The following is a 20,701-nucleotide window of genomic DNA, read 5'->3' on the forward strand; positions in this document are numbered from 1 at the left end:
GCGTGCACCGCCCCGCCGGCCCCTGGAACGTATCTTCTGACCGTCACCGCCCCAGGGGCATCTGGTGTGCGCCCCGGCCCGGTCCCGCAACTCACCGGGCGAATTGGTGTTAGGTCCGGGCATGGACGTCAAGAAGACCCCGGGCCATCCCTTCCAGCGCGTCTCGGTGCCGCAGCAACCGCCCCGACTGCCGCCGCCGGCCGCCCGGCGCCCGGTCGAGGAGGACACCCCGATCTTCGACCAGCTGCTCAGGGAGTGGCGGGCCGGGGCGCTGCGGCCGGTGGCCACCTGGCCGGTCGACGACGTCGGGAAGAGCAGACCGGGGACGGTTGTTGGGGCCGATGACGGACGGCCCCGTCCGCGGAACCGCATGGAGGAACCCCCGCATGAGCCTGTACGACATCCCGCTGCGCACCCTGACCGGTGAGCCCGCGTCCCTCGCCGACTACCGGGGCAAGGCCCTGCTGGTGGTGAACGTGGCGTCCAAGTGCGGGCTGACCCCGCAGTACACGGGGCTGGAGCGGCTCCAGCAGCGGTTCGCCGACCGCGGTTTCAGCGTCCTGGGCTTCCCCAGCAACCAGTTCGCCGGCCAGGAGCCCGGCACGGCCGAGGAGATCGCCACGTTCTGCTCGGCGACGTACGGCGTCAGCTTCCCGCTGTTCGAGAAGACCGACGTCAACGGCGAGCAGCGGCACCCGCTGTACGCCGAGCTGTCCGGCACCACGGACGCCGAAGGGGCGGCCGGCGATGTCCAGTGGAACTTCGAAAAATTCGTGATCGACGCCTCGGGCGCGGTGGCCGGCCGCTTCCGGCCGCGGACGGAGCCGGAGGCGCCGGAGCTGGTCGCGGCGATCGAGGCGGCGTTGCCGGCCTGATCGGCGAGGGCCTCACCTGGTGACCCGCCCACCGGACGCTCGGGCCGGTGGGCGGCACCGGCCCGACCCGGGTGGTCCGGTGCTCGCCCGATGTCCCGGTTCTGGACGAATTAGACTGGTCGCAGCCGTTCCGCGCCCGTTCCCGCCAGCCCCGAAGCAGCCGCCATGCCGCAGTCACCGCAGCTCCCCGAGCCGACCGACCCGCACGATGGTGCCGCGGCGGAGGGCACCGCGGCGGAGCTTGCGGAGCGGACGGCGCAGAGCCTGCGGGAGGTGGCCGGCGGCCCGTTGTCGCGGCTGCCGCAGCTGCTGGAGGCGATGGTCGCGATCGGTTCGGACCTGGACGTGCACCGGGTGCTGCACCGGATCGCCGAGACCGCGGGGTCGCTGACCGGCGCCCGTTACGCCGCCGTGGAGGTGCTCGACGAGGACGGCGAGGGGCTGCGCGACCGGATCGTCCACGGCAGTGCGCCCGAGGGCCGGTCCGCGGCGGCGGGCACGCTCCGGGTGCCGATCAAGGTGCGGGGCGAACTGTTCGGCAGCCTCGTCCTGGCGAGGAAACCGGACGGTGCGGCGCCCGGTGCCGCGGCGGGTGCCGGGCGGTTCGGCGAGGTGGACCTGCAACTGGTGCGGGTGCTGGCCACCGAGGCCGGGATCGCGATGGGCAACGCCCGGATGCACGCCGCTGCCCGACAGCGCAGCCGTTGGATCGACGGCGCGGCGTCGGTGACCACGGCGCTGCTGGCCGGGCCGGAGACCGGCTCCGCGAAGGAGCACGCGCTGACCGTGGTCGCCGAGAAGGGCCGGGAGCTGGCCGAGGCCGGGACCGGGGCGGTGCTGCTGCCGCAGGCCGGCGGCGGGATGGAGGTGGTGGCGATCTCCACGGTGCTGTCCGAGGCGGTGCGGGCCGAGACGTACGGGGGCACGATCCCGGCGGAGAGCCCGGTGCTGCACCAGATCCACGCCGGGCTGGCGGTCTTCTCCGACGACTTCGCGGGCGACCCCCGCTCGATCTCCCCGCTCTCCCGCCATTACGGGCCGACGATGCTGCTGCCGCTGCGCGGCGGCGGCCGGGTGCTGGGCGCGCTCGCGCTGTGCCGGGCCTCCGGCGGGCCGCGCTTCACGCATCTGGAGCGGACGTTGGGCACCCAGTTCGCGTCGCAGGCGGCGTTGGCACTGGTCCTGGCCGACCGGCACCGGGACCGGGAGCGGCTCGCGGTCTACGAGGACCGCGACCGGATCGCCCGCGACCTGCACGACCTGGTGATCCAGCGACTGTTCGCCACCGGGATGCTGCTGGAGAGCGCCCAGCGCACGGCCGTCCTCCCGGAGGTCAAGGACGGCGTGGGGCAGGCGGTGGACGAGTTGGAGGCGACGGTCCAGGAGATCCGCACCGCGATCATCGCGCTCCAGCAGGGGCCGCCGGAGGCACCGGCCGGGCCGCGCACCCGGATCCTGCGGGAGGCCGGCGCGGCCACGACGGCGCTGGGCAACCGGCCGTCGGTGCAGTTCGTCGGGCCGGTGGACGCCCGGGTCGGCCCGGAGTGCGCCCGGGCGCTGGTGGCCGCGGTCGGGCGGGCGCTGACGGAGGTGGCGGGGGCGGCGAGCGCGGCGCGGGTCGTGGTGGACGCCACCGTCACGCTGGCGAACGGCGAGGACGGCGTGCGGCTGACGGTGACCGGCGGGGACGGCGACGGCGGGCCGACCGCACCGGTGCTCTGGGAACGCCCCCTGCTGCCGTAGGAACTCCCTTTTCACTGGCCCATGTTGGCTACGATCAGCGTCTGGTGGGCGTCCGGACGGCCGTTCCTGGGGGCCGGTCTCGGCGGGCCGGCCGGGGACCGGAGGCGCGTTCCGGGTACCCCCTCGGGGTGACGGTGGCCGGGCCGAACCGGAATGCCTTGACCTCAAGATTGGTTGAGGTTCTAGGTTCTTTCTTGTCGCCGGTCACGCACGGCGATCTCGTGACGACCGGCACTCAGGAGGCCGCGATGGACATGGAAGTCACCGCCTGGCATTCGCTGCACAGCACGATGACCGCACAGCAGGGCAAGCGCCGCCTCTCCCGGGGGACGCTGCGCCGGATCGCGGCCTTCGCCCGGCCGCACCGCCGGATGCTGGTGTGGTTCCTGGTGCTGAGCACCGTCACCGCGCTGCTCGCGGTGGCCACCCCGCTGCTCGCCGGGCGGGTGGTCGACGCGATCGTCGGCGGCGGATCGACCCGGCTGGTCCTACAGCTCTCCGGACTGATCGCGGCCATCGCCCTGGCCGAGGCCGGACTGGGGCTGCTGACCCGCTGGCTGTCGGCGAGCATCGGCGAAGGGCTCATCCTCGACCTGCGCACCACGGTCTACGACCACGTCCAACGGATGCCGATCGCCTTCTTCACCCGCACCCGCACCGGGGCACTGGTCAGCCGGCTCAACAACGACGTGATCGGCGCCCAGCGGGCATTCAGCGACACCCTGTCCGGCGTGGTCAGCAACATCGTGACGCTGCTGCTCACGCTGGGCGTGATGCTCACGCTGTCCTGGCAGATCACGCTGATCGCGCTGGTGCTGCTGCCGGTGTTCGTGCTGCCCGCCCGTCTGGTGGGGCGGCGGCTGGCGGCGCTCCGGCGGGAGGGCGCCGACCACAACGCCGCGATGGGGACCCAGATGACCGAGCGGTTCTCCGCGCCCGGCGCGACCCTGGTGAAGCTGATGGGCCGGCCGGCGCGCGAGTCCGCGGAGTTCGCCGCCCGGGCCCGTCGGGTGCGCGACATCGGCGTCCGCTCCGCGATGGTGCAGACGTACTTCGTCACCGCGCTCACCCTGGTCTCCGCGCTGGCGCTGGCCGTGGTGTACGGGCTGGGCGGGTTCCTGGCCCTGCGCGGCCAGTTGGAGCCGGGCGCGATCGTCTCGCTGGCCCTGCTGCTCACCCGGCTGTACGCCCCGTTGACCGCGCTGTCCGGCGCACACATCGAGGTGATGAGCGCGCTGGTCAGCTTCGAGCGGGTCTTCGAGGTACTGGACCTCAAGCCGCTGATCACCGAGCGGCCGGACGCCCGGCCGGTGCCGGAGGGCCCGGTGTCGGTGGAGTTCGACGCGGTGCGGTTCGGCTACCCGTCCGCCGACAAGGTGTCGCTGGCCTCCCTGGAGGAGGTCGCCACCCTCGACACCCGGGGCGGCGAAGAGGTCCTGCACGACGTGTCGTTCCGCGCCGAACCAGGCCAGATGGTGGCCCTGGTCGGCTCCTCGGGCGCCGGCAAGTCGACCATCGCCCAGCTGCTGCCGCGACTGTACGACCCGGATTCCGGCGCGGTCCGACTGGCCGGCGTGGATGTCCGCGACCTGACTGCCGCCTCGCTGCGGGGCGCCCTGGGCATGGTCACCCAGGACGGCCACCTCTTCCACGAGTCGATCCGGCAGAACCTGCTGCTGGCCGCCCCCGAGGCCGCCGAGGACGAGCTGTGGGACGCGCTGCGCCGGGCCCGCCTGGACGCGCTGATCGCCTCACTGCCCGACGGGTTGGACACTGTCGTCGGCGAGCGCGGCTACCGGCTCTCCGGTGGTGAGCGGCAACGGCTGACCATCGCCCGGCTGCTGCTGGCCCACCCCCGGGTGGTGATCCTCGACGAGGCCACCGCCCACCTGGACAACACCTCGGAAGCGGCCGTCCAGGAGGCGCTCACCGAGGCGCTGGAAGGACGGACCGCGCTGGTGATCGCGCACCGGCTGTCGACCGTCCGGGCCGCCGACCTGATCCTGGTGGTCGAGGGCGGTCGGATCGTCGAGCGCGGCACGCACGACACACTGCTGGCGGCGGACGGACGGTACGCCGAGCTGTACCGGACGCAGTTCGCCGACGCGCCGTCCCAGGCTGCCGGCACCGCGGCCGCGGTGGACTCGCCGGAGGTCGGCGGCGGCGCACCGGACGCCGACCCGGACCTGTCCGCCGAACCGTCGCTGGTGAACTGAACCCCCCGCCCTCAGCGAGCGCCGGCCCCCGTCCCCGTGGACGGGGGCCGCGGCGCACCCGGACCGGCGACGGCAGGACGGGTGCACGAGAAGTGGCGGAGCCGCCGACGCCTGACAACCCTTGAACGTGGCAAGAGATATCCACGGGACACCACGGCAGGCACGGGGACCGACACGGCGAGAGGGAGCCCGGATGGACGTACCGCTCGGCCACCGGACGCACCGGTGCGGCTCCCTCTGGACGCGCGGCCCGGCCGCCGTGCTCGCCGGTGCGGTGCCCGCCCTCGCCTTCCCCGCGCCGTCCTGGTGGTGGCTGGCCTACGTGGCACTGGTGCCGTGGTTGCTGCTGGTCCGGTCGGCGCGGACCGCCCGGCGGGCGGCGCTGTACGGCTGGTGGGGCGGCGCCGGGTTCATGGTGGCGGTGCACCACTGGCTGCTGCCGAGCCTGCACGTCTTCATCGTGGTGCTGGCACTGCTGCTGGGTGCGCTGTGGGCGCCCTGGGGCGTGCTGGTGCGGGCGCTGCTGGGCGGCCGGCCCGGCCCGGGCCGGGCGGCCGCCGCGCTGGTGCTGGTGCCGTCCGGCTGGCTGATGGTCGAACTGGTGCGGTCCTGGCAGTACTTGGGCGGTCCCTGGGGGCTGCTGGGCGCCAGCCAGTGGCAGGTGCCGCCGGCCCTGCGGCTGGCGTCGCTCGGCGGCGTGTGGCTGGTCAGCCTGCTGATCGTGGCGGTGAACACCGCACTGGCCGGGCTGCTCGCCGTCCCGACCGCCCGGCGCCCCGCCGTCGCGGGACTGCTGGTGTGCGCGCTGGCCGGTACCGCGGTCTGGCTGTGGGCGCCGCTCCCCCGGCCCGCCGGGACGGTGCGGATCGCGGTCGTCCAGCCGGGTCCGACCGGCACCCCCACCCAACGGCTGGCCCGCAGCGCGGCGCTCACCGCGGCGCTGGCCGGCCGCGGGGTGCGCCTGGTCGTGTGGGGCGAGAGCAGCCTCTACCAGGACCCGGCGGACCACCCGGCGCTCGCCGCCCGATTGGCCGCGCTCTCCCGGCGCACCGGCGCCGACCTGCTGGTGAACGCCGACGCACCGGGCTCCGACGGTGCCGGCATCGCCAAGAGCGCGGTGCTCATCGGCCCGGACGGCCCGACCGGGGACCGCTACGCGAAGATGCGGCTGGTGCCCTTCGGCGAGTACATACCGGCCCGGTCCGTGCTGGGTTGGGCGACGAAGGTGGGCAAGGCGGCCACCAGCGACCGACGGCGCGGCACCCACCAGGTCGTGATGGCGGTCCCCACCGCGGCCGGGCTGCGGATCGGCCCGCTGGTCTGCTTCGAGACGGCGTTCCCGGACATGAGCCGTCATCTGGCCGCCGAGGGGGCCCAGGTGCTGGTCGCCCAGTCCTCCACGGCGACGTTCCAGGACAGCTGGGCACCGGCGCAGCACGCCTCCCTGGGCGCCCTGCGGGCCGCGGAGACCTGGCGCCCCATGGTGCACGCCACCCTCACCGGCGTCAGCGCGGCCTACGGCCCGCGGGGCGAACCGCTCGGCACACGCCTGAGCACCGACCGCAGCGCCGCCGCCGTCTACGACCTCCCGCTGGCCAGCGGCACCAGCCCGTACACCCGGTGGGGCGACTGGGCGGTCTACGGGGCGATCGCCGCCCTCCTCGCCTACGGCCTCACCGAAGCGGGCCGACCCTACGGGCGGCGGAGGGCCGACCGCTCCGGGGGCACCGAGGTGGACACCGAGCGGGAGGCCGGGGCCGGGCGACGGTGACGGCGCGGTGGGACGCGTCGTGCATGTGAGCACGTCCGGCCGGACGGCTTCCGCCCGGCCCGGGCAACACCCGGGAGACGTGCCCGACCTGGTCGCTGCCGTGCCGACGGGCCGCCGGTTCCCGTCCCCGCGGCGCTGGACGCTCGCCAGCACTTCCACGGCTGCGCAGCTGCAACACTCCATGGCGTCGAGGACGGTGAACCCGTCACCGGACAGCTGCTCCACAGCACAGCAGAGATCGACCTGCGGCTTTGCGGTGTGCTCCCAGTTCGATGTGGTGCAGATCGGATCACCCTGATCGTCGACGTGCACCTCATTGCGAGGGGCAGGGCCTACCAAGCCGCGACACCCTCCATCCACCCCGGCGAGCGTGATCAGAAGCGGGCTGGATGCCGGTCTTCAGGCTCTCTTCGTTCATGGACCGGTGCGCAGGCGGTACTCGACGGGCAGGAGCGCCACGAGGGCAAAGGCGACGGCGGCCGAGCGCCGGAATGCTCACCAGGGTGAGCCCCGCTCCCGCCCCTGCCCCTGCCCCTGCCCCTGCCCAGCGATCGGAGAGGCGGGTGCCAACCGTGCAACCGTGCCGCACTGTGCCTCCGATTGGCCGACGGTTTCGGGGGTGGTCTGACTGATCCGAATCGGGCCGAAGTGCGAGGCCGCACACCGCCTTGGCGTCGTGCCTGGGAAGCCGGAAGGGTTGGGCTCACCGGCCGGCGCGGGACCGGACTTCGACCGCTCCTCTTCGGTACGGACCCGGTTGGTGCGGGTCGACGGCCCCGCGCCGGCGGTACGTCATTCTCCGAAGGGACGCCAGTCGCTCGCCTGCCGGACAGCTGCTCGCGAACCGCACCACCAGGTGACGAGGGCCAGGACAGCGAGTGCGCCAGACGTAGTGGCGAGGACGTTGTTCGAGAGCTCAACTCCGTCGGCGGGCCTCTCCTGGGGAGCCGCCAGCCAGCTTGCGGCTATCACACTGGTGACGACGGAGGCCAGCAGTGGCACCAACAAGGTCCAGGCGGCTGTCGAGTAGTAGATGCTCCGCTGTCCGGTGAGCACGCTCACGGGCGCGATCTTCCGGCTGAAGCGCAGGAACTCCGCCAGGTTGGCCATGGCAACGGCCAGGGCAACGATGAGCACTCCGGGTACGCCGAAGAACAGCACCCACTTGCCGTGTGCGACGGATTCTCTGGCACCGACCAGCCATCCTGCCCCGGGGGTGTCGACAGTCGCCGAAGAGACCGGCAGCTCGTCCCGAAGCAGTTGTTTGATCTGTTTCTCGGGCAGGTCCTCGCCGTCAGCGGAGACGAGAACGAGGGTTTTGGGGGCCGTGGACGAGCGAGTGGTGAGTACGGGGGCCTGTTGCACCTCAACTTGATCGACTACGGGGCTGACCCAACGCAAGGTTTCCAGCAACCGTTGGTCCATGCGCTGTGCCGGGGTGATCGCGTGCTGGGGTGAACAGGTGAGCTGCAGTGCGCGCAAGGCGCGGCACGGACCTTGGATGCGGGCTGGTGCCGAGGAGCTGGGGTTGCTCGGCCGGGAGACCGCAAGCGTCTCCACTCCCTCGGGGAGTTGCCGGAGCACGCCATCCACCTGACTTCGGGAAAGCCGGTCAGAGATGCTCATCAGGAGCACGCTATGGCCGACGCGCGCTGCCGTCGCCTGCGCCGCCTGCGCGCTCGTCCCGAATTGCGCGTTCTTCAACTGGACTTGGCTCACCAGCACCAAGGCGATGCTGATCCCCGCTACCAAGCGCGCGGTCGCTCCGGGGTGTGCCGCGATATGCCGGCCGGAGACCAAGGCCCCGACGGCTCCGGTACGCCGTGACCATCGGGACAGCTGCGGCCCCACCGCCGCGGCGCAGACGGCAACTGCACAGGGCAAGGTCGCCATCACCGCCACAACGCCGGTGTTGTAGAGCTTCATCCTCAGGTCGGCGGAGTGGGAGGGGTCCAGCTGAGCCGGTCCCCACACGGTGGCGAAGAGGAGGATGGGGCAGGCCAGCGCCGCCCATTGAAGCGCATGACTGTTGCTGGCGGCGAGCCGAGTCGAGCGAGACTTCCTTCGTGCTGCCGGGCGATGCACGACGCATGCGAGAAGGAGCATTCCGGCTGCGGACGCGAGGCCGGTCAGCGCGATCGTCCCAGCCCGCTGTCGCAGGTCGGAAGACGACAACCAGTAGTCGATCCAGGGCAGCCGAACGTTCCCCAGGACGGCCACGGACAACGCAGGCAGTGCGCCGAGAACAGCACCGGCCATCACTGGCCCCGCTGCCTCACCGAAATTGAGCAGAGCACGATGACGCCAGCGACCACCCAACGCACTCACGAGCGCGGCTCGCTTGTCCCGTCCCGCGGAGCCCATGCGCAACGCAACGACAGCGAGCACCGCGGCGGGCAGCAGGATCAGGTAAAGGGCCGTCAAGAACTTGCCGCGGTCAGCGATGAATCGCACGTCGCCAGTCGGCATCCCGCGGTCTCCGAAACCGACGATGGGGAATGCGCTCTGCTTGTCGAGTTGTCGATCCGTGGGGTTGACGTAGGCGTATCGCTCACCAGGGCTGGCGAGGCCCTCGTCACGGATCGTTCCAACTGCACTGCCGTATCTGTTCAGAGCGCCTTCTGCCTGCAAGAGGCGCGTCAACTTCGGCGACAAGAGCGCCTCACCGGGCGCGGGCCAACGGTCAATGCCCGGCGGCAGTTCCATATGAGGGGATAGCGGGCGAACATAGACCAGGCTGAACTGCCGACCTTCGATCTCGTCGAAAGCGGGTTTCGCCAACGCGGTGACGGGCCGCGTCGGAAAGGCATCGTGGAATTGTGGGCTTCGGTCTGCTGTCCGCTGCTCGATTCCGTCGTATGCGGCGTACGATGCCACGACCGTGGTCAGCCCGAGTGCCAGTACGGCAGTGGCCAGCAACAGCGCGACCGCCCGCACCCGACCACCGCCAGCCCGCTTCCCGGCGGCCTGCCCCATCCGCAACAACTGCCACGAAAGCGCGTTGCCCTTCATGAACGGCCTCCCGGCATGCGCTGGACGAGGGCCGCATCCATGAACTCGAAACAGCGGTCGGCCCGTTCCGCGACCTCAACGTCATGCGTCACCACCACGAGAGCGCAGCCCCAGCGTCGCGGGACGTCGAAAAGCAACTCGGCAACGGCGTCCCGAGTTGCGCGATCGAGTGCGCCCGTTGGCTCGTCCGCCAGCAGGACGGCCGGCTTATTGATCAGGGCTCGTGCCACGGCAGCGCGCTGACGCTCACCACCCGAAAGCTGACCGGTCGGAACACCGTTGCGGGGAACACCAAGGTCACGGAGAAGGCTCTCCGCCCGCTCATAGGCCTCTCCGGTCGGCACCCCACCCAACAGGGCCGCGAGAGCCACGTTTTCCACCGGTGTCAGTTCCGGCAGAAGCTCGCCGAATTGGAACACCACACCCATATGACGGCTGCGGTGACGCTCCAAGGAACGCTGCCTCATCCGGACAACGTCCTGACCCACTACCTCGACTCGCCCTTGCGACGGCCGGATCAGTCCCAAGATGCAACCTAGCAGCGTGCTCTTCCCGCTGCCGCTGGGGCCGACTATGGCTGCCGACTCACCTGCTGCGACCTGCAGATTCAATCCAGCCAGCAGTACGCGATCAGCTATCGCGTAGTGAAGCCCGCTGATACTCAATACACGCTCGTCAACACGTGCACCGTTGCCTTGCCCCACTGGTCTCTCCACTTCCCGCTCACAGCACAGGCAGGGCGGGCGGCTTACAACGCCGTGCCCACCCTGCCGTTTTCACCAGCTACGACCGCGCGACCCACGGGTTACGCGGTGCACGGTGAAAATCAGCCGCGGATTTCCCAGCGGCCGCACTCGTCGTCGTTGTCCTTCACCCACGTGCAGGCCCGCAAGTCGGTTACCCGTCCGCCGATACCGCTGTACGTGATGCTGCGCGGACCGCCCTTGTTCCACAGCGTGTAGTAGCTGCCGGGGTCCGTAGTGCGGTAGTAGTTGGCGAAGCCTATGTCGCGAGCACTGTGGAGCATCACCGCGACCTGGGTGTCCTTCTTCTGACTCCATGCTCCGACCTTGCCGCCGGGCGAGTAGCTCTCGAACGCGGCAACGGCCGGTGACGCCCCCACCAATGCGGATCCCGCAACGGCGAGCCCGACAATCGTCTTCTTCATCATGGTCCTGGTTCCTGCCCCGAGAGATTCGGTACCTGCGTGAGTGGTGTCGGTGCCTGAGCGCCTGGAAAGCGAGAGCTCTGGTCGCTCAGAGCATCAGCCGCGGACTTCCCACCTGCTGCACTCGTCGTCGTTGTCCGGAACCCAGTTGCAGGTACGCAGGTCAGTTACACGGCCACCGATGCCGCCGTAAGCGATGTTGTTGACGATCCCCGACTTGTTCCACAGCGTGTAGTAGCTGCCCGAGTCGGTCGTGCGGTAATAGTCGGCGTGCGCCTTGATGCCTCTACTGTGGATCATCACTGCGACTTGGGCGTCCTTCTTCTGGGTCCACGATCCCGCCTTGCCGCCGGGCGAGTAGCTCTCGTACGCGGCAACAGCCGGCGATGCCCCCATCAGCGCCACTCCGGCAACGACACACCCCACGATCGCCTTCTTCATCACCAAAGGTCCCTCCCTCACCAAAGACGCCGTTCCGGCGCCATGCCTCGCGATCTCGGCAAAAGGTATATAAGCAGAAATGATCTTGGCAAACTGGCGAAGTTGCCACCGAGAGGGCGAAGTCGGACTGCATCGCCATTGCCGGTTTTAGGCACTTCGTGGCAGGAGCCTTGCGGGCATCCGGACGACGTGCGGCCGCCTTCGACTGGAGCCGGTCGCCCAGCGGCTGCGCCCAGAAGGGGGTACGCGTACAAGGGAAGCCGCAGCAGTGGGCCCTGCACCCCCTTGCGCTGTCGCCACTCGAGACCGCACACGGCCCCGGTTCCCGCAGCACCATGACAGGGTCTTTATCGACTGCTGGGATGGGCACTCCGAGGGGCCTCGGCTAGCGGAGAGCGCGGCCCATGTGCCCGAAGCGACCGAGACCACGACGAAATCCGCGGAGACGGCCGCCTCGACGACGGTGACGCACTGGGCCGACGAGCCCACCAACCCGTCCGGAAACGCGGCACGGGATATCGCCCCGGCCGTCCGGGGAACTCGTGGCGCCGGCGCCCCGTGGCCCTGGCAGCTGCAGGCACGGACTGCACGCACCGGCCGTCGACGCCAACGCGTCGGCTGGGACGGCCGGCAACTCGACCGGCCGCGAAGAAATCAACCGTCAGGGGACGACGACCAGGCCCCGCCCTCACCCCCCGTGCGTCGCCTCGCGGACGATGTGCTCGCAGAGTTCGTGGGTCTTCAGGGCGTCGGCGGCGCTCACGGTCTCGCCGGCGCGGACCGCGTCGAGGAACGCGAGCACGACCTGCTCGATGCCGCGCTGTCGGGCGACCGGCTCCCAGTCGCCGCGCCGTCGGACGGTGGGCTGCCCCTTGTGGTCGATGACCTCCGCGAGGTTCACGACCTCGCGCTTGGTGTCCCCTCCGGACACTTCGAGGCGTTCCTCGGCCGAACCGCTGCGGCGGTTCATGATGCCGATCGCGGTGAACCCGTCGTGCCCGGACAGGCGCCCGTCGCCGGAGAGTTGGAGCACCACCTGGTCCATCAGTCCGTCCCGGACCCGGGCCCGGACGTCGACGTGGTCGATCTCGCCCGGCGCGAGGAACCGCAGGGTGTCCACGACATGGATGAAGTCGTCCAGGACGAGCGTGCGCGGATCCTCGGGCAGGCCGGTGCGGTTCTTCTGCATCAGGATCAGCTCGCGGGGGTGCTCGCGGCACTGCGCGTAGCCGGGGGCGTGGCGGCGGTTGAAGCCGACGGCCAGGCTGACGCCGCGCTGCTCGGCGAGGGCGACGATCCGCCGGGTGTCGGCGAGGTCGTAGGCGATCGGCTTGTCCACGTAGGTCGGCACCCCTGCCTCGATCAGCCGGGTCACGATCTCCGGGTGGGCGACCGTCGCGGCGTGCACGAAGACGGCGTCCGGGGCGACCGCCAGCAGCGAGTCGAGGTCGGCGTGGAGGTGCGAGGCGGTCAGCCGGTAGGCGTCGCCGGCCTGTTGGAGGGCGGCCGGGTTGCGGGTCTGCAGGTGCAGCTCGATCCCGGGCCGTGCGCCCAGCACGGGCAGGTACGCCTTCCGTGCGATGTCGCCGAGTCCGATGCAGCCGACCTTCACGCGTCTCTCCCTTGGTTCCACGGTCCCGGTGCCCGGGTATCGGGCGGCCGGGCGTCCGGTCATCGCAGCTTACGGGGCGGTCGGTGGCCGCCAGTCGGCGATGCCGTCCAGAGCGCGCAGCGCGAGGTCGGGGGCCAGCCGGGCGGTGGCCGCGACCAGGGCGCCGCGCAGTGCGCAGGCGGGTCGGGACCGCCAGGTGGTGAGCCGGCCGATCCGTCCCGACCGGCGGACCACGGCCGTGGTGCGGGGCAGCCGTTGCCGGGTGTAGGCGGCGAGCGCGGCGGGGAGGGTGGCGTCCGGTGCGGCCTCGTGGGCGAGGACCACGGCGTCCTCGACGGCCTGGCAGCCGCCCTGGCCGAGGTTGGGGGTCATCGGGTGCACCGCGTCGCCGAGCAGCGCGACCCGGCCGTGGTGGAAGGCGGGCGGCGGGGCGGCCGCGGCGTGCACGTCGTTGCGCAGGACGGCGTCCGGGCCGACGGCGCCGAGGAGTTCGGGGATCGGTCGGTGCCAGGAGCCGAACCGGCGCAGGAGTTCGGCGCGCTCGTCGGCGCCGGACCGTCCGCCGCCGGGCGGGACCGCCGCGGTGGCGTAGGCGTAGATCCGCCCGTCGTGCAGCGGCAGGGTGCCCCACAGGCCGCCCGGTCCCCAGGTCTCGTGCGCGGTGTCGGGTGCGGCCAGCCCCGCGGCACCGGCGGCGGGCACCACGAAGCGCCAGGTGGTGAAGCCGGCATAGCGGGGTGCGGGGTGGTCGGGGAAGAGCGCCCGGCGGGCGGCGGAGTGGATGCCGTCGGCGGCGACGACGAGGTCCGCGGTCAGGTCGGCGGACGCGCCGTCCGGGGCGGTGGTCCGCACCCGGGCCGGGCGGTCGTCGCGCAGCGGATCGCCGGGGTCCACGAGGGTGGCCGGGGTGCCGGTGCGGACCGCGGTGCCGGGCAGCCGTTCGACGAGCAGCGCGATGAGGTCGGCGCGGTGGGCGATGACGACCGGCCCGCCGAACCGCCGGACGGCGGCCGCGTTGTCCGTGCGGGCCAGGAGGCGTCCGTCGGGCCGGCGGATCTCGCCGGTCAGTTGTCGGGAGGCCATGGCGCGGACCGCGTCGCCCACGCCGATGGTGTCCAGGGCGCGCTGGGCGTTGGGGGCCAGTCCGATGCCGGCGCCGACCGGCTCCAGGGCGGCGGCCCGTTCCAGGACGGTGACCCGCCAGCCCCGCCGGTCCAGGGCCACCGCGGCGGTGAGCCCGCCGATCCCGCCGCCGATCACGATCGCGGTGCGCTGCCGCATGGTGCCGCCTCCCGGTAGTCGCGGACGGATGGCGTGCACCCCGACCCCGATGTGACTACATCTGTAGTGCCGAATGCCATGAGACTACACCTGTAGTGACCGTGGCGACAGGCGCACTACGGACGTAGTCAGCGTTGCTCGGCGCCACTAGGCTCACCTGCATGAACGTCCGCAAGGCCGCCGCTTCCCCCGACCCGCTCCCCCGCCAACGGCTGATCGCCGACACCGCGCTGGACCTGCTCGCCGAGCGCGGCATGCGGGGGCTGACCCACCGGGCCGTCGACGAGGCGGCCGGGCTGCCGCAGGGCTCCACGTCCAACCTCGCACGGACCCGGGCGGCGCTGCTGGAGGCCGCGGTGCGGCGGCTGGCCGACCGCGAGGCGGCGGTGCTCGCCCCGGACGCGTTGCTGGGCGCCGCGGACCCGACGGCCGCCGCCCCGGCAGCCCTGGCCGACGCCCTGGCGCGCGCCCTGCACCGCTACCTCTCGCACCACCGCGGGCTGCTGGTGGCCCGCTACGAACTGGCGCTGGAGGCCACCCGCCGACCGGAGCTGCGAAAGGTCTACGACCGGGCCGGCCGGACCTTCCGGGAGCCCGTGGTGGCGCTGCTGACGGCAGCCGGGTCCACCGCGCCGGAGCGGCACGCGCTGGCGCTGGTGGCCTGGTGTGACGGGGTGCTGTTCTCCTGCGTCGCGGGGCAGTTCCACGCCGCGCCGCCCACCCGGGGCGCGCTGCGCGCCTCGTGCGCGGAGGTGCTCGACGGGATGCTGCGGAACTGAGGCGGCGGCCCGCGCGGACGCCGCTACCTGGTGGCCCCGGGGGCGCCCTCGATCCGGAGTTCCAGGCGCACGATCGCGGCGGTGAGGCGTCGGCGGTGCTCGCCGTCGGCGAGGGACCGCACCGAGGCGCGGGCCCGCCGGAGCTGGGCACGGGCGTCCGCCGGGCGGTCGAGTCCGGCGTAGTCGGCCGCGAGGTTGAGGTGGAGCGCGGGGAAGAACGCCCGGAGCGCGGCGAACGGGTGGCGTGGGCCCGTGCCCCCGGCCGGTGCGGCGGCGGGCCGGGCCCGGACGGGCCGCTCCGTGACGAAGCCCTCAGCGGCCGCCAGGGCCCGCAGGTCCCAGTCCAGGGCGTCCCGGGGATCGTCCTGGGTGCCGGCCAAGTAGTGCGCGAGGGCGCAGCGGTGGAAGGCGTCGCCGCGCGGGCCGATCTCCTGCCAGAGCGCGGCGAGCCGGTTGCGGGCCTCCTCGCGGTCGCCGGCGCGGTGGAGCATGATCGCCTGACCGAGCCGGGTCAGCACGCCGTCCTCGGGCTCCGCCTCCGGCCGCTGCTCCACCACCGCGCACTTCCCGTCGTCGCTCGCCACCACCGGCTCCCCCGACGCTAACCGCCACCGGGACGCGCCGCGCGGCGTGCGCGACCTGCCGGGCGGCCGGTCAGCCCAGGTCGGGGATGCGCCAGTCGACCGGGGCGTGGCCCTGGGCGGCGATCGCCTCGTTGATCTGGGTGAAGGGACGGGAGCCGAAGAACTTCTTCGCGGAGAGCGGGGAGGGGTGGGCGCCCTGCACCACGGCGTGCCGCTCCTCGTCGATCAGCGGGAGCTTCTTCTTGGCGTAGTTGCCCCACAGGACGAAGACCGCCGGGTCGGGGCGGGAGGCGACGGCGCGGATCACCGCGTCGGTGACCTTCTCCCAGCCCTTGCCCTTGTGGGAGTTGGCCTCGCCCTCGCGGACCGTGAGCACGGCGTTGAGCAGCAGGACGCCCTGCTGGGCCCACGGCATCAGATAGCCGTTGTCCGGAACCGGGTGGCCGAGCTCCTCCTTCATCTCCTTGTAGATGTTCCGCAGCGACGGGGGCGTCTTGACCCCGGGCTGTACGGAGAAGCACAGGCCGTGCCCCTGGCCGGGGCCGTGGTACGGGTCCTGGCCGAGGACGAGCACCTTCACCTGGTCGTAGGGCGTGGCCTCCAGCGCCGCGAAGACCTGCTCGCGGGGCGGGTAGACCGGCCCCGCGGCCCGCTCCTGCTCGACGAAGTCGATCAGCTCCTTGAAGTAGGGCTTCTCCAACTCCTCGCCCAGGACCCCGCGCCAGGACTCGGGCAGCATGTCGGTGACCACGTCAACAACCTCCGGTGTGCGTTCCGTTCTCATCGGGAGAACCTACCGGCGACCACTGACAGTCCCCGAAACGGGCCGTCCGCCGACCCGCACGACAGCCTCCCCAACTCCTCAGGCGGTGTCCAGCCGGGCCCGCTGGTACGGGTCCAGGGCAAGGTCCAGCGCGGCCAGGCACTCGTCCAGCTGGGCCACCGAGCTGACCCCGAGCACCGGCACCACCGGCACCGGGCCGCCCATCAGCCACGCCAGCACCACCTGGTTCGCGGTGGCCCCGCACTCGGCCGCCACCTCGGCGAGCACCCGGCTGCGAACCACCGTCCCCGGGTGGTCGTAGCGCTCGGGGAGCGGTTTGTCGGGGCGGGTGTAGGCGCCCTCCATCAGGGGCGAGTAGCCCAGCAGGGTCAGGTCGGGGTGCGCGGCGGCGTAGTCGAGGAGTTCCTCGTCGGTCTCCCGTTGGAGGCCGGCCGCCGGCTCCGGGCGCGGCCGGAGGTAGGTGTGCCGCTGCTGCACGGCGCGGAAACCGGGCAGTCGGCGGGCGGCGGCGTGCTGTCGGGCCTCGGCGAGCCGCCAGGTCGCGTGGTTGCTGGCCCCCAGCGCGCCGACCCGGCCGTCCTGGACGCATCCGGCCAGCGCCTCGACGGTCTCGGCGAGCGGGACGGTGCGGTCCTCGACGTGCGCGTAGAAGAGGTCGACCCGCTCGGTGCCCAGGCGGCGCAGGCTGCCGTCGAGGGCGGTGCGCAGGGCGCGGGCGCCGAGCCCCTCGGCGTTGGCCGGCCAGTGGGGGCCGCGGGCCGGGTCGGGCCGGGCGCCGGCCTTGGTGGCGAGCACCGTGCGCTCGCGCGCGCGGCGGCTGCGCAACCACCGTCCGAGGACCGTCTCGCTCTCGTCGCCGGTCGCGCCGGGCACCCAGCAGGCGTAGTTGTTGGCGGTGTCGACGAACGTCCCGCCGGCGTCGGCGAAGCGGTCCAGGAGGGCGAACGCGGTCCGCTCGTCCACGGTGGTGCCGAACGGCATCGCCCCCAGGCAGAGGGCGCTGATCCGCGGTCCGTCGCCGCCGAGCGTGCGGTGGTGCATGGCGTCTCTCCCTGACAGGTCCCTGGACACGAGTGGTGCCGGCCCCCTCGTCGGGACCGGCACCACGGACTCTGCCGCTTGGAGTGCACACGAAGGCAAGCCCGGTCGGGGCCGCCCGCGCCGGCGCCCCCGGGTCGTCACACCCCGGCGTTCAGGAACAGTCCGCCGTCGACGACGAGCGACTGCCCGGTGATCCAGCCGGCCGCCTCGGACAACAGGAAGGCCGCGGCCCCGCCGATGTCCTCCGGGACGCCCAGCCGCCCCATCGGGTAGCCGGCCGCCGCCTCCTCCTCGCGGTTCTCGTAGAGCGCCGCGGCGAACTTGGTCTTGATCACCGCGGGGGCGATGGAGTTGACCCGCACCACCGGTGCGAACTCATGGGCCAGCTGGAGGGTGAGGTTCACCATCGCCGCCTTGCTGATCCCGTAGGCGCCGATGAACGGCGAGGGGGCGAGGCCGGCGATCGAGGCGATGTTGACGATCGCGCCGCCGTTGTCCTTCTGCCAGGCGTGCCAGGTGCGTTGGGCGAAGCCCAGCGCCGAGACGACGTTGGTCTCGAAGACCTTGCGCGCCACGTTGAGGTCGAGGTCGGCGATCGGGCCGAACACTGGGTTCGTTCCGGCGTTGTTGACGAGGTAGTCGACCCGGCCGAAGGTCTCCATGGCCCGTTCGACGACGGTGGCTTGGTGCGCCTCGTCGTGCGCCTTGCCGGCGACGGTGAGTACCCGGTCGGCACCCAGCTTCCCGGCCGCCTCCTTCAGGGCGTCCTCGTTGCGACCGGTGATGACGACCCGGTCCCCGCGGGCGATCAGGGCCTCGGCGATGCCGTACCCGATGCCACGGCTGGCCCCGGTGATCAGGGCGACCTTGCCGGAGGGCTCGGGGAGCCCGCTGTCCTGCGCTGTCATGTCGAGTCCTCCTGCTCCTGTGCTCCTGCGGTCGGTCGGGCGGTCAGCAGAGCGGGCCGCCGGCGACGTACAGGACCTGGCCGGAGACGAAGCCGGCGGCCTCGGCGGTGAAGAAGGCGACCGCGTTGGCGATGTCGTCGGGGTTGCCGACGCGCTGCACCGGGATCTGGGTGGCGGCCGCGGTCTTGAAGTCCTCGAAGTCCATGCCGACCCGCTCGGCGGTGGCGGCGGTCATGTCGGTGGCGATGAAGCCGGGGGCGACGGCGTTCGCGGTGACGCCGAACTTGCCGAGCTCGATGGCGAGGGTCTTGGTGAAGCCCTGCAGACCGGCCTTGGCCGCCGAGTAGTTGACCTGGCCGCGGTTGCCGAGCGCCGAGCTGGAGGAGAGGTTGACGATCCGCCCGAACTTCGCGTCCACCATGTGCTTCTGACAGGCCCGCGACATCAGGAACGCACCGCGCAGGTGCACGTTCATGACCGTGTCCCAGTCGGTGTCGGTCATCTTGAACAGCAGGTTGTCGCGGAGCACACCGGCGTTGTTGACGAGGACGGTGGGCGCGCCCAGCTCCGCCGCGACGCGCTCGACGGCGGCCGCGACCTGGTCGCTGTCCGAGACGTCACAGCCGACCGCGAGGGCCTTGCCGCCGGCCGCGGTGATCTTCTCGACGGTGTCCTTGCAGGCCGCCTCGTCGAGGTCGAGTACGGCGACGGCGCGGCCTTCGGCGGCCAGGCGGACGGCGGTGGCCGCGCCGATGCCGCGGGCCGCGCCCGTCACGATGGCAACGCGCTGCTCGGTGGTGGACATGCGGGTTCTCCTCACCCTCGATCGTCGAAAAACCTCGAACACCTGGACCGGCGGTCGGCCCCGATCCGATCCGGGTGAGCAACCGCTTAGTAGCCTCAGCAGGGCTGACGCTAGAAGCCCGACCACCCCCTGTCAACGCCCCACCACCGCACACCCGCCGCGAACGACGCGTGGGGCGGGCCCCAAAAGGGAGGCCCGCCCCACGCACCGCGCGCCCAGGCGCGCTCAGCGCACCAGCAGCTCCAGCAGCCGCTCCGCCTCCACGGCGGGGTCGGCGGTCAGCCCGGTGTGCACCGGGCCCGGTTGGACGATGGTGCTGCGCGGCGCGATCAGCCAGCGGAAGCGCTGCCCCGGGTCCTCGCCCGACGCCTGGCCGGCCCGCGCGCCCCCTTCGCAGATGCCCTCCACGGCGCACAGCGCGGCCCGCACGCCGGCCACGTCCACCGTGGGGTCCAGCGCCAGCAGCCGGGCCTCGTCCAGGTGGGTGCGGGCCTCGACGAACCGCCGTGCCCGGCAGTACACCACCACCCCCGCGTTGATCATCTCCCCGCGCTCGACCCGCGGGACGACCTTCAGCAGCGCGTACTCGAAGACGTCGCGCCCGTTGTGCAGTCCACTCACTTCACGGCCCTCCGCGGCGCCTTGCCGGTCAGCCACTGAGGTGCCTGCGACGGCCTGTCCTTCGTCGGCTCCCCGATGGTGATGTGCTCGCTGATCGTCCGCGCCCGCGCCAGCAGCGTGCGCACGTACGCCTGCCGCAGCTCGTCCGGGGCGTCGAAACCCGGCTCGCCGTCCAGCCACACGTCCGGTACCTCCGCGGCGATCTCGGTCAGCAGTTCCTCGGTGATCAACGGCGCGAGTTCCTCGGCCGCCGCCGCGACGTCCGGCCCGAACGTGGCCAGCGCGTGGTCGGAGGCGTCGTACGGCCGGGCCGAGGCCCGCTCCGCCGTCGGCCAGTTGTGGTGCCAGATCATCGCCGCACCGTGGTCGATCAGCCACAGCTCACCGTGCCACACCAACAGGTTGGGATTGCGCCAGGACCGGTCCACGTTGTTGATCAGCGCGTCGAACCACACGACCCGACCCGCCTCGCGCGCGCCCACCTCGAAGGCGAGCGGGTCGAAGCCCAGCGATCCCGGGAGGTAGTCCATGCCCAGGTTCAACCCCCCGCTGCCCTTCAGCAGCGCCTGGACCTCCTGGTCCGGCTCGCTCAACCCGATCACCGGGTCGAGCTCCATCTGCACCAACTCCGGCACCCGCAACCCGAGCCGCCGCCCCAACTCCCCGCAGATCACCTCCGCGACCAGCGTCTTGCGCCCCTGCCCGGCGCCGGTGAACTTCATGATGTAGGTACCGAGGTCGTCCCCCTCGACGATCCCGGGGAGCGACCCACCCTCACGCAAGGGCGTGACATAGCGGGTCGCAACGACCTCCCTCAACGCTTTCCTAGGCCCCACGGGTCATTTTCCTTAGAGTCAACGGTCGGCTTCACAGTGGTACACGCCCCGGAACCGCCCCCGATCAGCCCCGGGGAGAACCTGGGGAGAATCGGCCGGCACACGGCTCGCCCCACTCGCCCGAGCGGCCCGTCGAGGGCGGTGCGACCTTCACTTCCGGCCTCCGGCATGAAGTGAGCATAGTAACCGAGCGTGATGGCCGGGGGTGAGTGACCGAACCACCG

The 20,701-nt window shown here is 72.1% G+C and carries 19 protein-coding genes; 6 read left to right on the forward strand and 13 right to left on the reverse strand.

Annotated features, from left to right (window positions below; all coding sequences use genetic code 11):
- Positions 1-121 precede the first annotated feature (121 nt).
- The 5 genes from ACLJT4_RS29720 (at position 122) to lnt (ending at position 6,605) form a co-directional block, all read left to right on the forward strand.
- Positions 122-427 carry a hypothetical protein gene (locus ACLJT4_RS29720; protein WP_411126926.1) on the forward strand — a complete coding sequence of 102 codons (306 nt, stop codon included), beginning with the start codon at positions 122-124 and terminating at the stop codon, positions 425-427.
- Positions 387-875: a glutathione peroxidase gene (locus ACLJT4_RS29725; RefSeq protein WP_411126928.1), complete on the forward strand. Its 489-nt coding sequence runs from the start codon at positions 387-389 to the stop codon at positions 873-875. The genes ACLJT4_RS29720 and ACLJT4_RS29725 overlap by 41 nt, the downstream gene beginning before the upstream one ends.
- A 165-nt stretch (positions 876-1,040) precedes the next feature.
- Entirely contained in the window at positions 1,041-2,618 is a 1,578-nt protein-coding gene (locus ACLJT4_RS29730; RefSeq protein WP_411126930.1) for a GAF domain-containing protein, read from the forward strand.
- Between the two features lie 248 nt (positions 2,619-2,866).
- A complete protein-coding gene (locus ACLJT4_RS29735; protein WP_411126932.1) occupies positions 2,867-4,834 on the forward strand; it encodes an ABC transporter ATP-binding protein in 1,968 nt (655 codons plus the stop codon).
- A gap of 193 nt (positions 4,835-5,027) precedes the next feature.
- On the forward strand, positions 5,028-6,605 hold the full coding sequence (gene lnt / locus ACLJT4_RS29740) for an apolipoprotein N-acyltransferase (RefSeq protein WP_411126934.1): 1,578 nt from the start codon (positions 5,028-5,030) through the stop codon (positions 6,603-6,605).
- Positions 6,606-7,397: 792 nt separating this feature from the next.
- Here the strand turns inward: lnt and ACLJT4_RS29745 are convergent.
- The 6 genes from ACLJT4_RS29745 to ACLJT4_RS29770 all read right to left on the reverse strand — a co-directional run bounded on the left by ACLJT4_RS29745 (position 7,398) and on the right by ACLJT4_RS29770 (position 14,119).
- Complete coding sequence (locus ACLJT4_RS29745) at positions 7,398-9,617, reverse strand: hypothetical protein (protein WP_411126936.1); 2,220 nt, start codon at positions 9,615-9,617, stop codon at positions 7,398-7,400.
- The gene (locus ACLJT4_RS29750; RefSeq protein WP_411126938.1) at positions 9,614-10,333 is read right to left on the reverse strand and encodes an ABC transporter ATP-binding protein; all 720 of its coding nucleotides are present in this window, start codon (positions 10,331-10,333) and stop codon (positions 9,614-9,616) included. Before ACLJT4_RS29750 ends, ACLJT4_RS29745 begins: the two co-directional genes overlap by 4 nt.
- A gap of 110 nt (positions 10,334-10,443) precedes the next feature.
- Positions 10,444-10,788, reverse strand: a complete 345-nt coding sequence (locus ACLJT4_RS29755) for a hypothetical protein (RefSeq protein ID WP_407615836.1) — start codon at positions 10,786-10,788, stop codon at positions 10,444-10,446.
- A 93-nt stretch (positions 10,789-10,881) separates the two neighbouring features.
- On the reverse strand, positions 10,882-11,226 hold the full coding sequence (locus ACLJT4_RS29760) for a hypothetical protein (protein ID WP_411126940.1): 345 nt from the start codon (positions 11,224-11,226) through the stop codon (positions 10,882-10,884).
- Between the two features lie 688 nt (positions 11,227-11,914).
- Complete coding sequence (locus ACLJT4_RS29765) at positions 11,915-12,838, reverse strand: Gfo/Idh/MocA family protein (protein ID WP_411126942.1); 924 nt, start codon at positions 12,836-12,838, stop codon at positions 11,915-11,917.
- Positions 12,839-12,907: 69 nt separating this feature from the next.
- Complete coding sequence (locus tag ACLJT4_RS29770) at positions 12,908-14,119, reverse strand: FAD-dependent monooxygenase (RefSeq protein WP_411126944.1); 1,212 nt, start codon at positions 14,117-14,119, stop codon at positions 12,908-12,910.
- Positions 14,120-14,280: 161 nt separating this feature from the next.
- Here ACLJT4_RS29770 and ACLJT4_RS29775 point away from each other — a divergent pair, with 161 nt between their 5' ends.
- Positions 14,281-14,898: a TetR/AcrR family transcriptional regulator gene (locus ACLJT4_RS29775; RefSeq protein ID WP_411126946.1), complete on the forward strand. Its 618-nt coding sequence runs from the start codon at positions 14,281-14,283 to the stop codon at positions 14,896-14,898.
- A 23-nt stretch (positions 14,899-14,921) separates the two neighbouring features.
- On the opposite strand, the gene ACLJT4_RS29780 is transcribed toward ACLJT4_RS29775, so the two are convergent.
- The 7 genes from ACLJT4_RS29780 to ACLJT4_RS29810 all read right to left on the reverse strand — a co-directional run bounded on the left by ACLJT4_RS29780 (position 14,922) and on the right by ACLJT4_RS29810 (position 20,459).
- A complete protein-coding gene (locus tag ACLJT4_RS29780) occupies positions 14,922-15,485 on the reverse strand; it encodes a hypothetical protein (RefSeq protein WP_411126948.1) in 564 nt (187 codons plus the stop codon).
- Between the two features lie 67 nt (positions 15,486-15,552).
- Complete coding sequence (locus tag ACLJT4_RS29785) at positions 15,553-16,266, reverse strand: uracil-DNA glycosylase (RefSeq protein ID WP_037682991.1); 714 nt, start codon at positions 16,264-16,266, stop codon at positions 15,553-15,555.
- Positions 16,267-16,344: 78 nt separating this feature from the next.
- Positions 16,345-17,307: an aldo/keto reductase gene (locus ACLJT4_RS29790; protein WP_411126950.1), complete on the reverse strand. Its 963-nt coding sequence runs from the start codon at positions 17,305-17,307 to the stop codon at positions 16,345-16,347.
- 137 nt (positions 17,308-17,444) lie between these two features.
- Positions 17,445-18,215, reverse strand: coding sequence for an SDR family oxidoreductase (locus tag ACLJT4_RS29795; RefSeq protein ID WP_411126952.1), 771 nt, complete (start codon positions 18,213-18,215; stop codon positions 17,445-17,447).
- A 43-nt stretch (positions 18,216-18,258) separates the two neighbouring features.
- A complete protein-coding gene (fabG, locus tag ACLJT4_RS29800; protein WP_411126954.1) occupies positions 18,259-19,020 on the reverse strand; it encodes a 3-oxoacyl-ACP reductase FabG in 762 nt (253 codons plus the stop codon).
- Between the two features lie 225 nt (positions 19,021-19,245).
- Positions 19,246-19,641: a DUF3037 domain-containing protein gene (locus ACLJT4_RS29805; RefSeq protein WP_344574570.1), complete on the reverse strand. Its 396-nt coding sequence runs from the start codon at positions 19,639-19,641 to the stop codon at positions 19,246-19,248.
- Entirely contained in the window at positions 19,638-20,459 is an 822-nt protein-coding gene (locus tag ACLJT4_RS29810; RefSeq protein ID WP_411126956.1) for a HipA family kinase, read from the reverse strand. The genes ACLJT4_RS29805 and ACLJT4_RS29810 overlap by 4 nt, the downstream gene beginning before the upstream one ends.
- Positions 20,460-20,701: the final 242 nt, after the last annotated feature.

Source organism: Streptomyces sp. x-19 (genome assembly GCF_046549115.1).
GTDB lineage: Bacteria > Actinomycetota > Actinomycetes > Streptomycetales > Streptomycetaceae > Streptomyces > Streptomyces albulus_C.

Excerpts from the sequence above, each read along its gene's own strand:
- ACLJT4_RS29720 (WP_411126926.1), top strand. The coding sequence starts at position 122 with ATGGACGTCAAGAAGACCCCGGGCCATCCCTTCCAGCGCGTCTCGGTG.
- ACLJT4_RS29725 (WP_411126928.1), top strand. The coding sequence starts at position 387 with ATGAGCCTGTACGACATCCCGCTGCGCACCCTGACCGGTGAGCCCGCG.
- ACLJT4_RS29730 (WP_411126930.1), top strand. The coding sequence starts at position 1,041 with ATGCCGCAGTCACCGCAGCTCCCCGAGCCGACCGACCCGCACGATGGT.
- ACLJT4_RS29735 (WP_411126932.1), top strand. The coding sequence starts at position 2,867 with ATGGACATGGAAGTCACCGCCTGGCATTCGCTGCACAGCACGATGACC.
- lnt (WP_411126934.1), top strand. The coding sequence starts at position 5,028 with ATGGACGTACCGCTCGGCCACCGGACGCACCGGTGCGGCTCCCTCTGG.
- ACLJT4_RS29745 (WP_411126936.1), bottom strand. The coding sequence starts at position 9,617 with ATGAAGGGCAACGCGCTTTCGTGGCAGTTGTTGCGGATGGGGCAGGCC.
- ACLJT4_RS29755 (WP_407615836.1), bottom strand. The coding sequence starts at position 10,788 with ATGATGAAGAAGACGATTGTCGGGCTCGCCGTTGCGGGATCCGCATTG.
- ACLJT4_RS29760 (WP_411126940.1), bottom strand. The coding sequence starts at position 11,226 with ATGAAGAAGGCGATCGTGGGGTGTGTCGTTGCCGGAGTGGCGCTGATG.
- ACLJT4_RS29770 (WP_411126944.1), bottom strand. The coding sequence starts at position 14,119 with ATGCGGCAGCGCACCGCGATCGTGATCGGCGGCGGGATCGGCGGGCTC.
- ACLJT4_RS29775 (WP_411126946.1), top strand. The coding sequence starts at position 14,281 with ATGAACGTCCGCAAGGCCGCCGCTTCCCCCGACCCGCTCCCCCGCCAA.
- ACLJT4_RS29785 (WP_037682991.1), bottom strand. The coding sequence starts at position 16,266 with ATGAGAACGGAACGCACACCGGAGGTTGTTGACGTGGTCACCGACATG.
- ACLJT4_RS29790 (WP_411126950.1), bottom strand. The coding sequence starts at position 17,307 with ATGCACCACCGCACGCTCGGCGGCGACGGACCGCGGATCAGCGCCCTC.
- ACLJT4_RS29795 (WP_411126952.1), bottom strand. The coding sequence starts at position 18,215 with ATGACAGCGCAGGACAGCGGGCTCCCCGAGCCCTCCGGCAAGGTCGCC.
- fabG (WP_411126954.1), bottom strand. The coding sequence starts at position 19,020 with ATGTCCACCACCGAGCAGCGCGTTGCCATCGTGACGGGCGCGGCCCGC.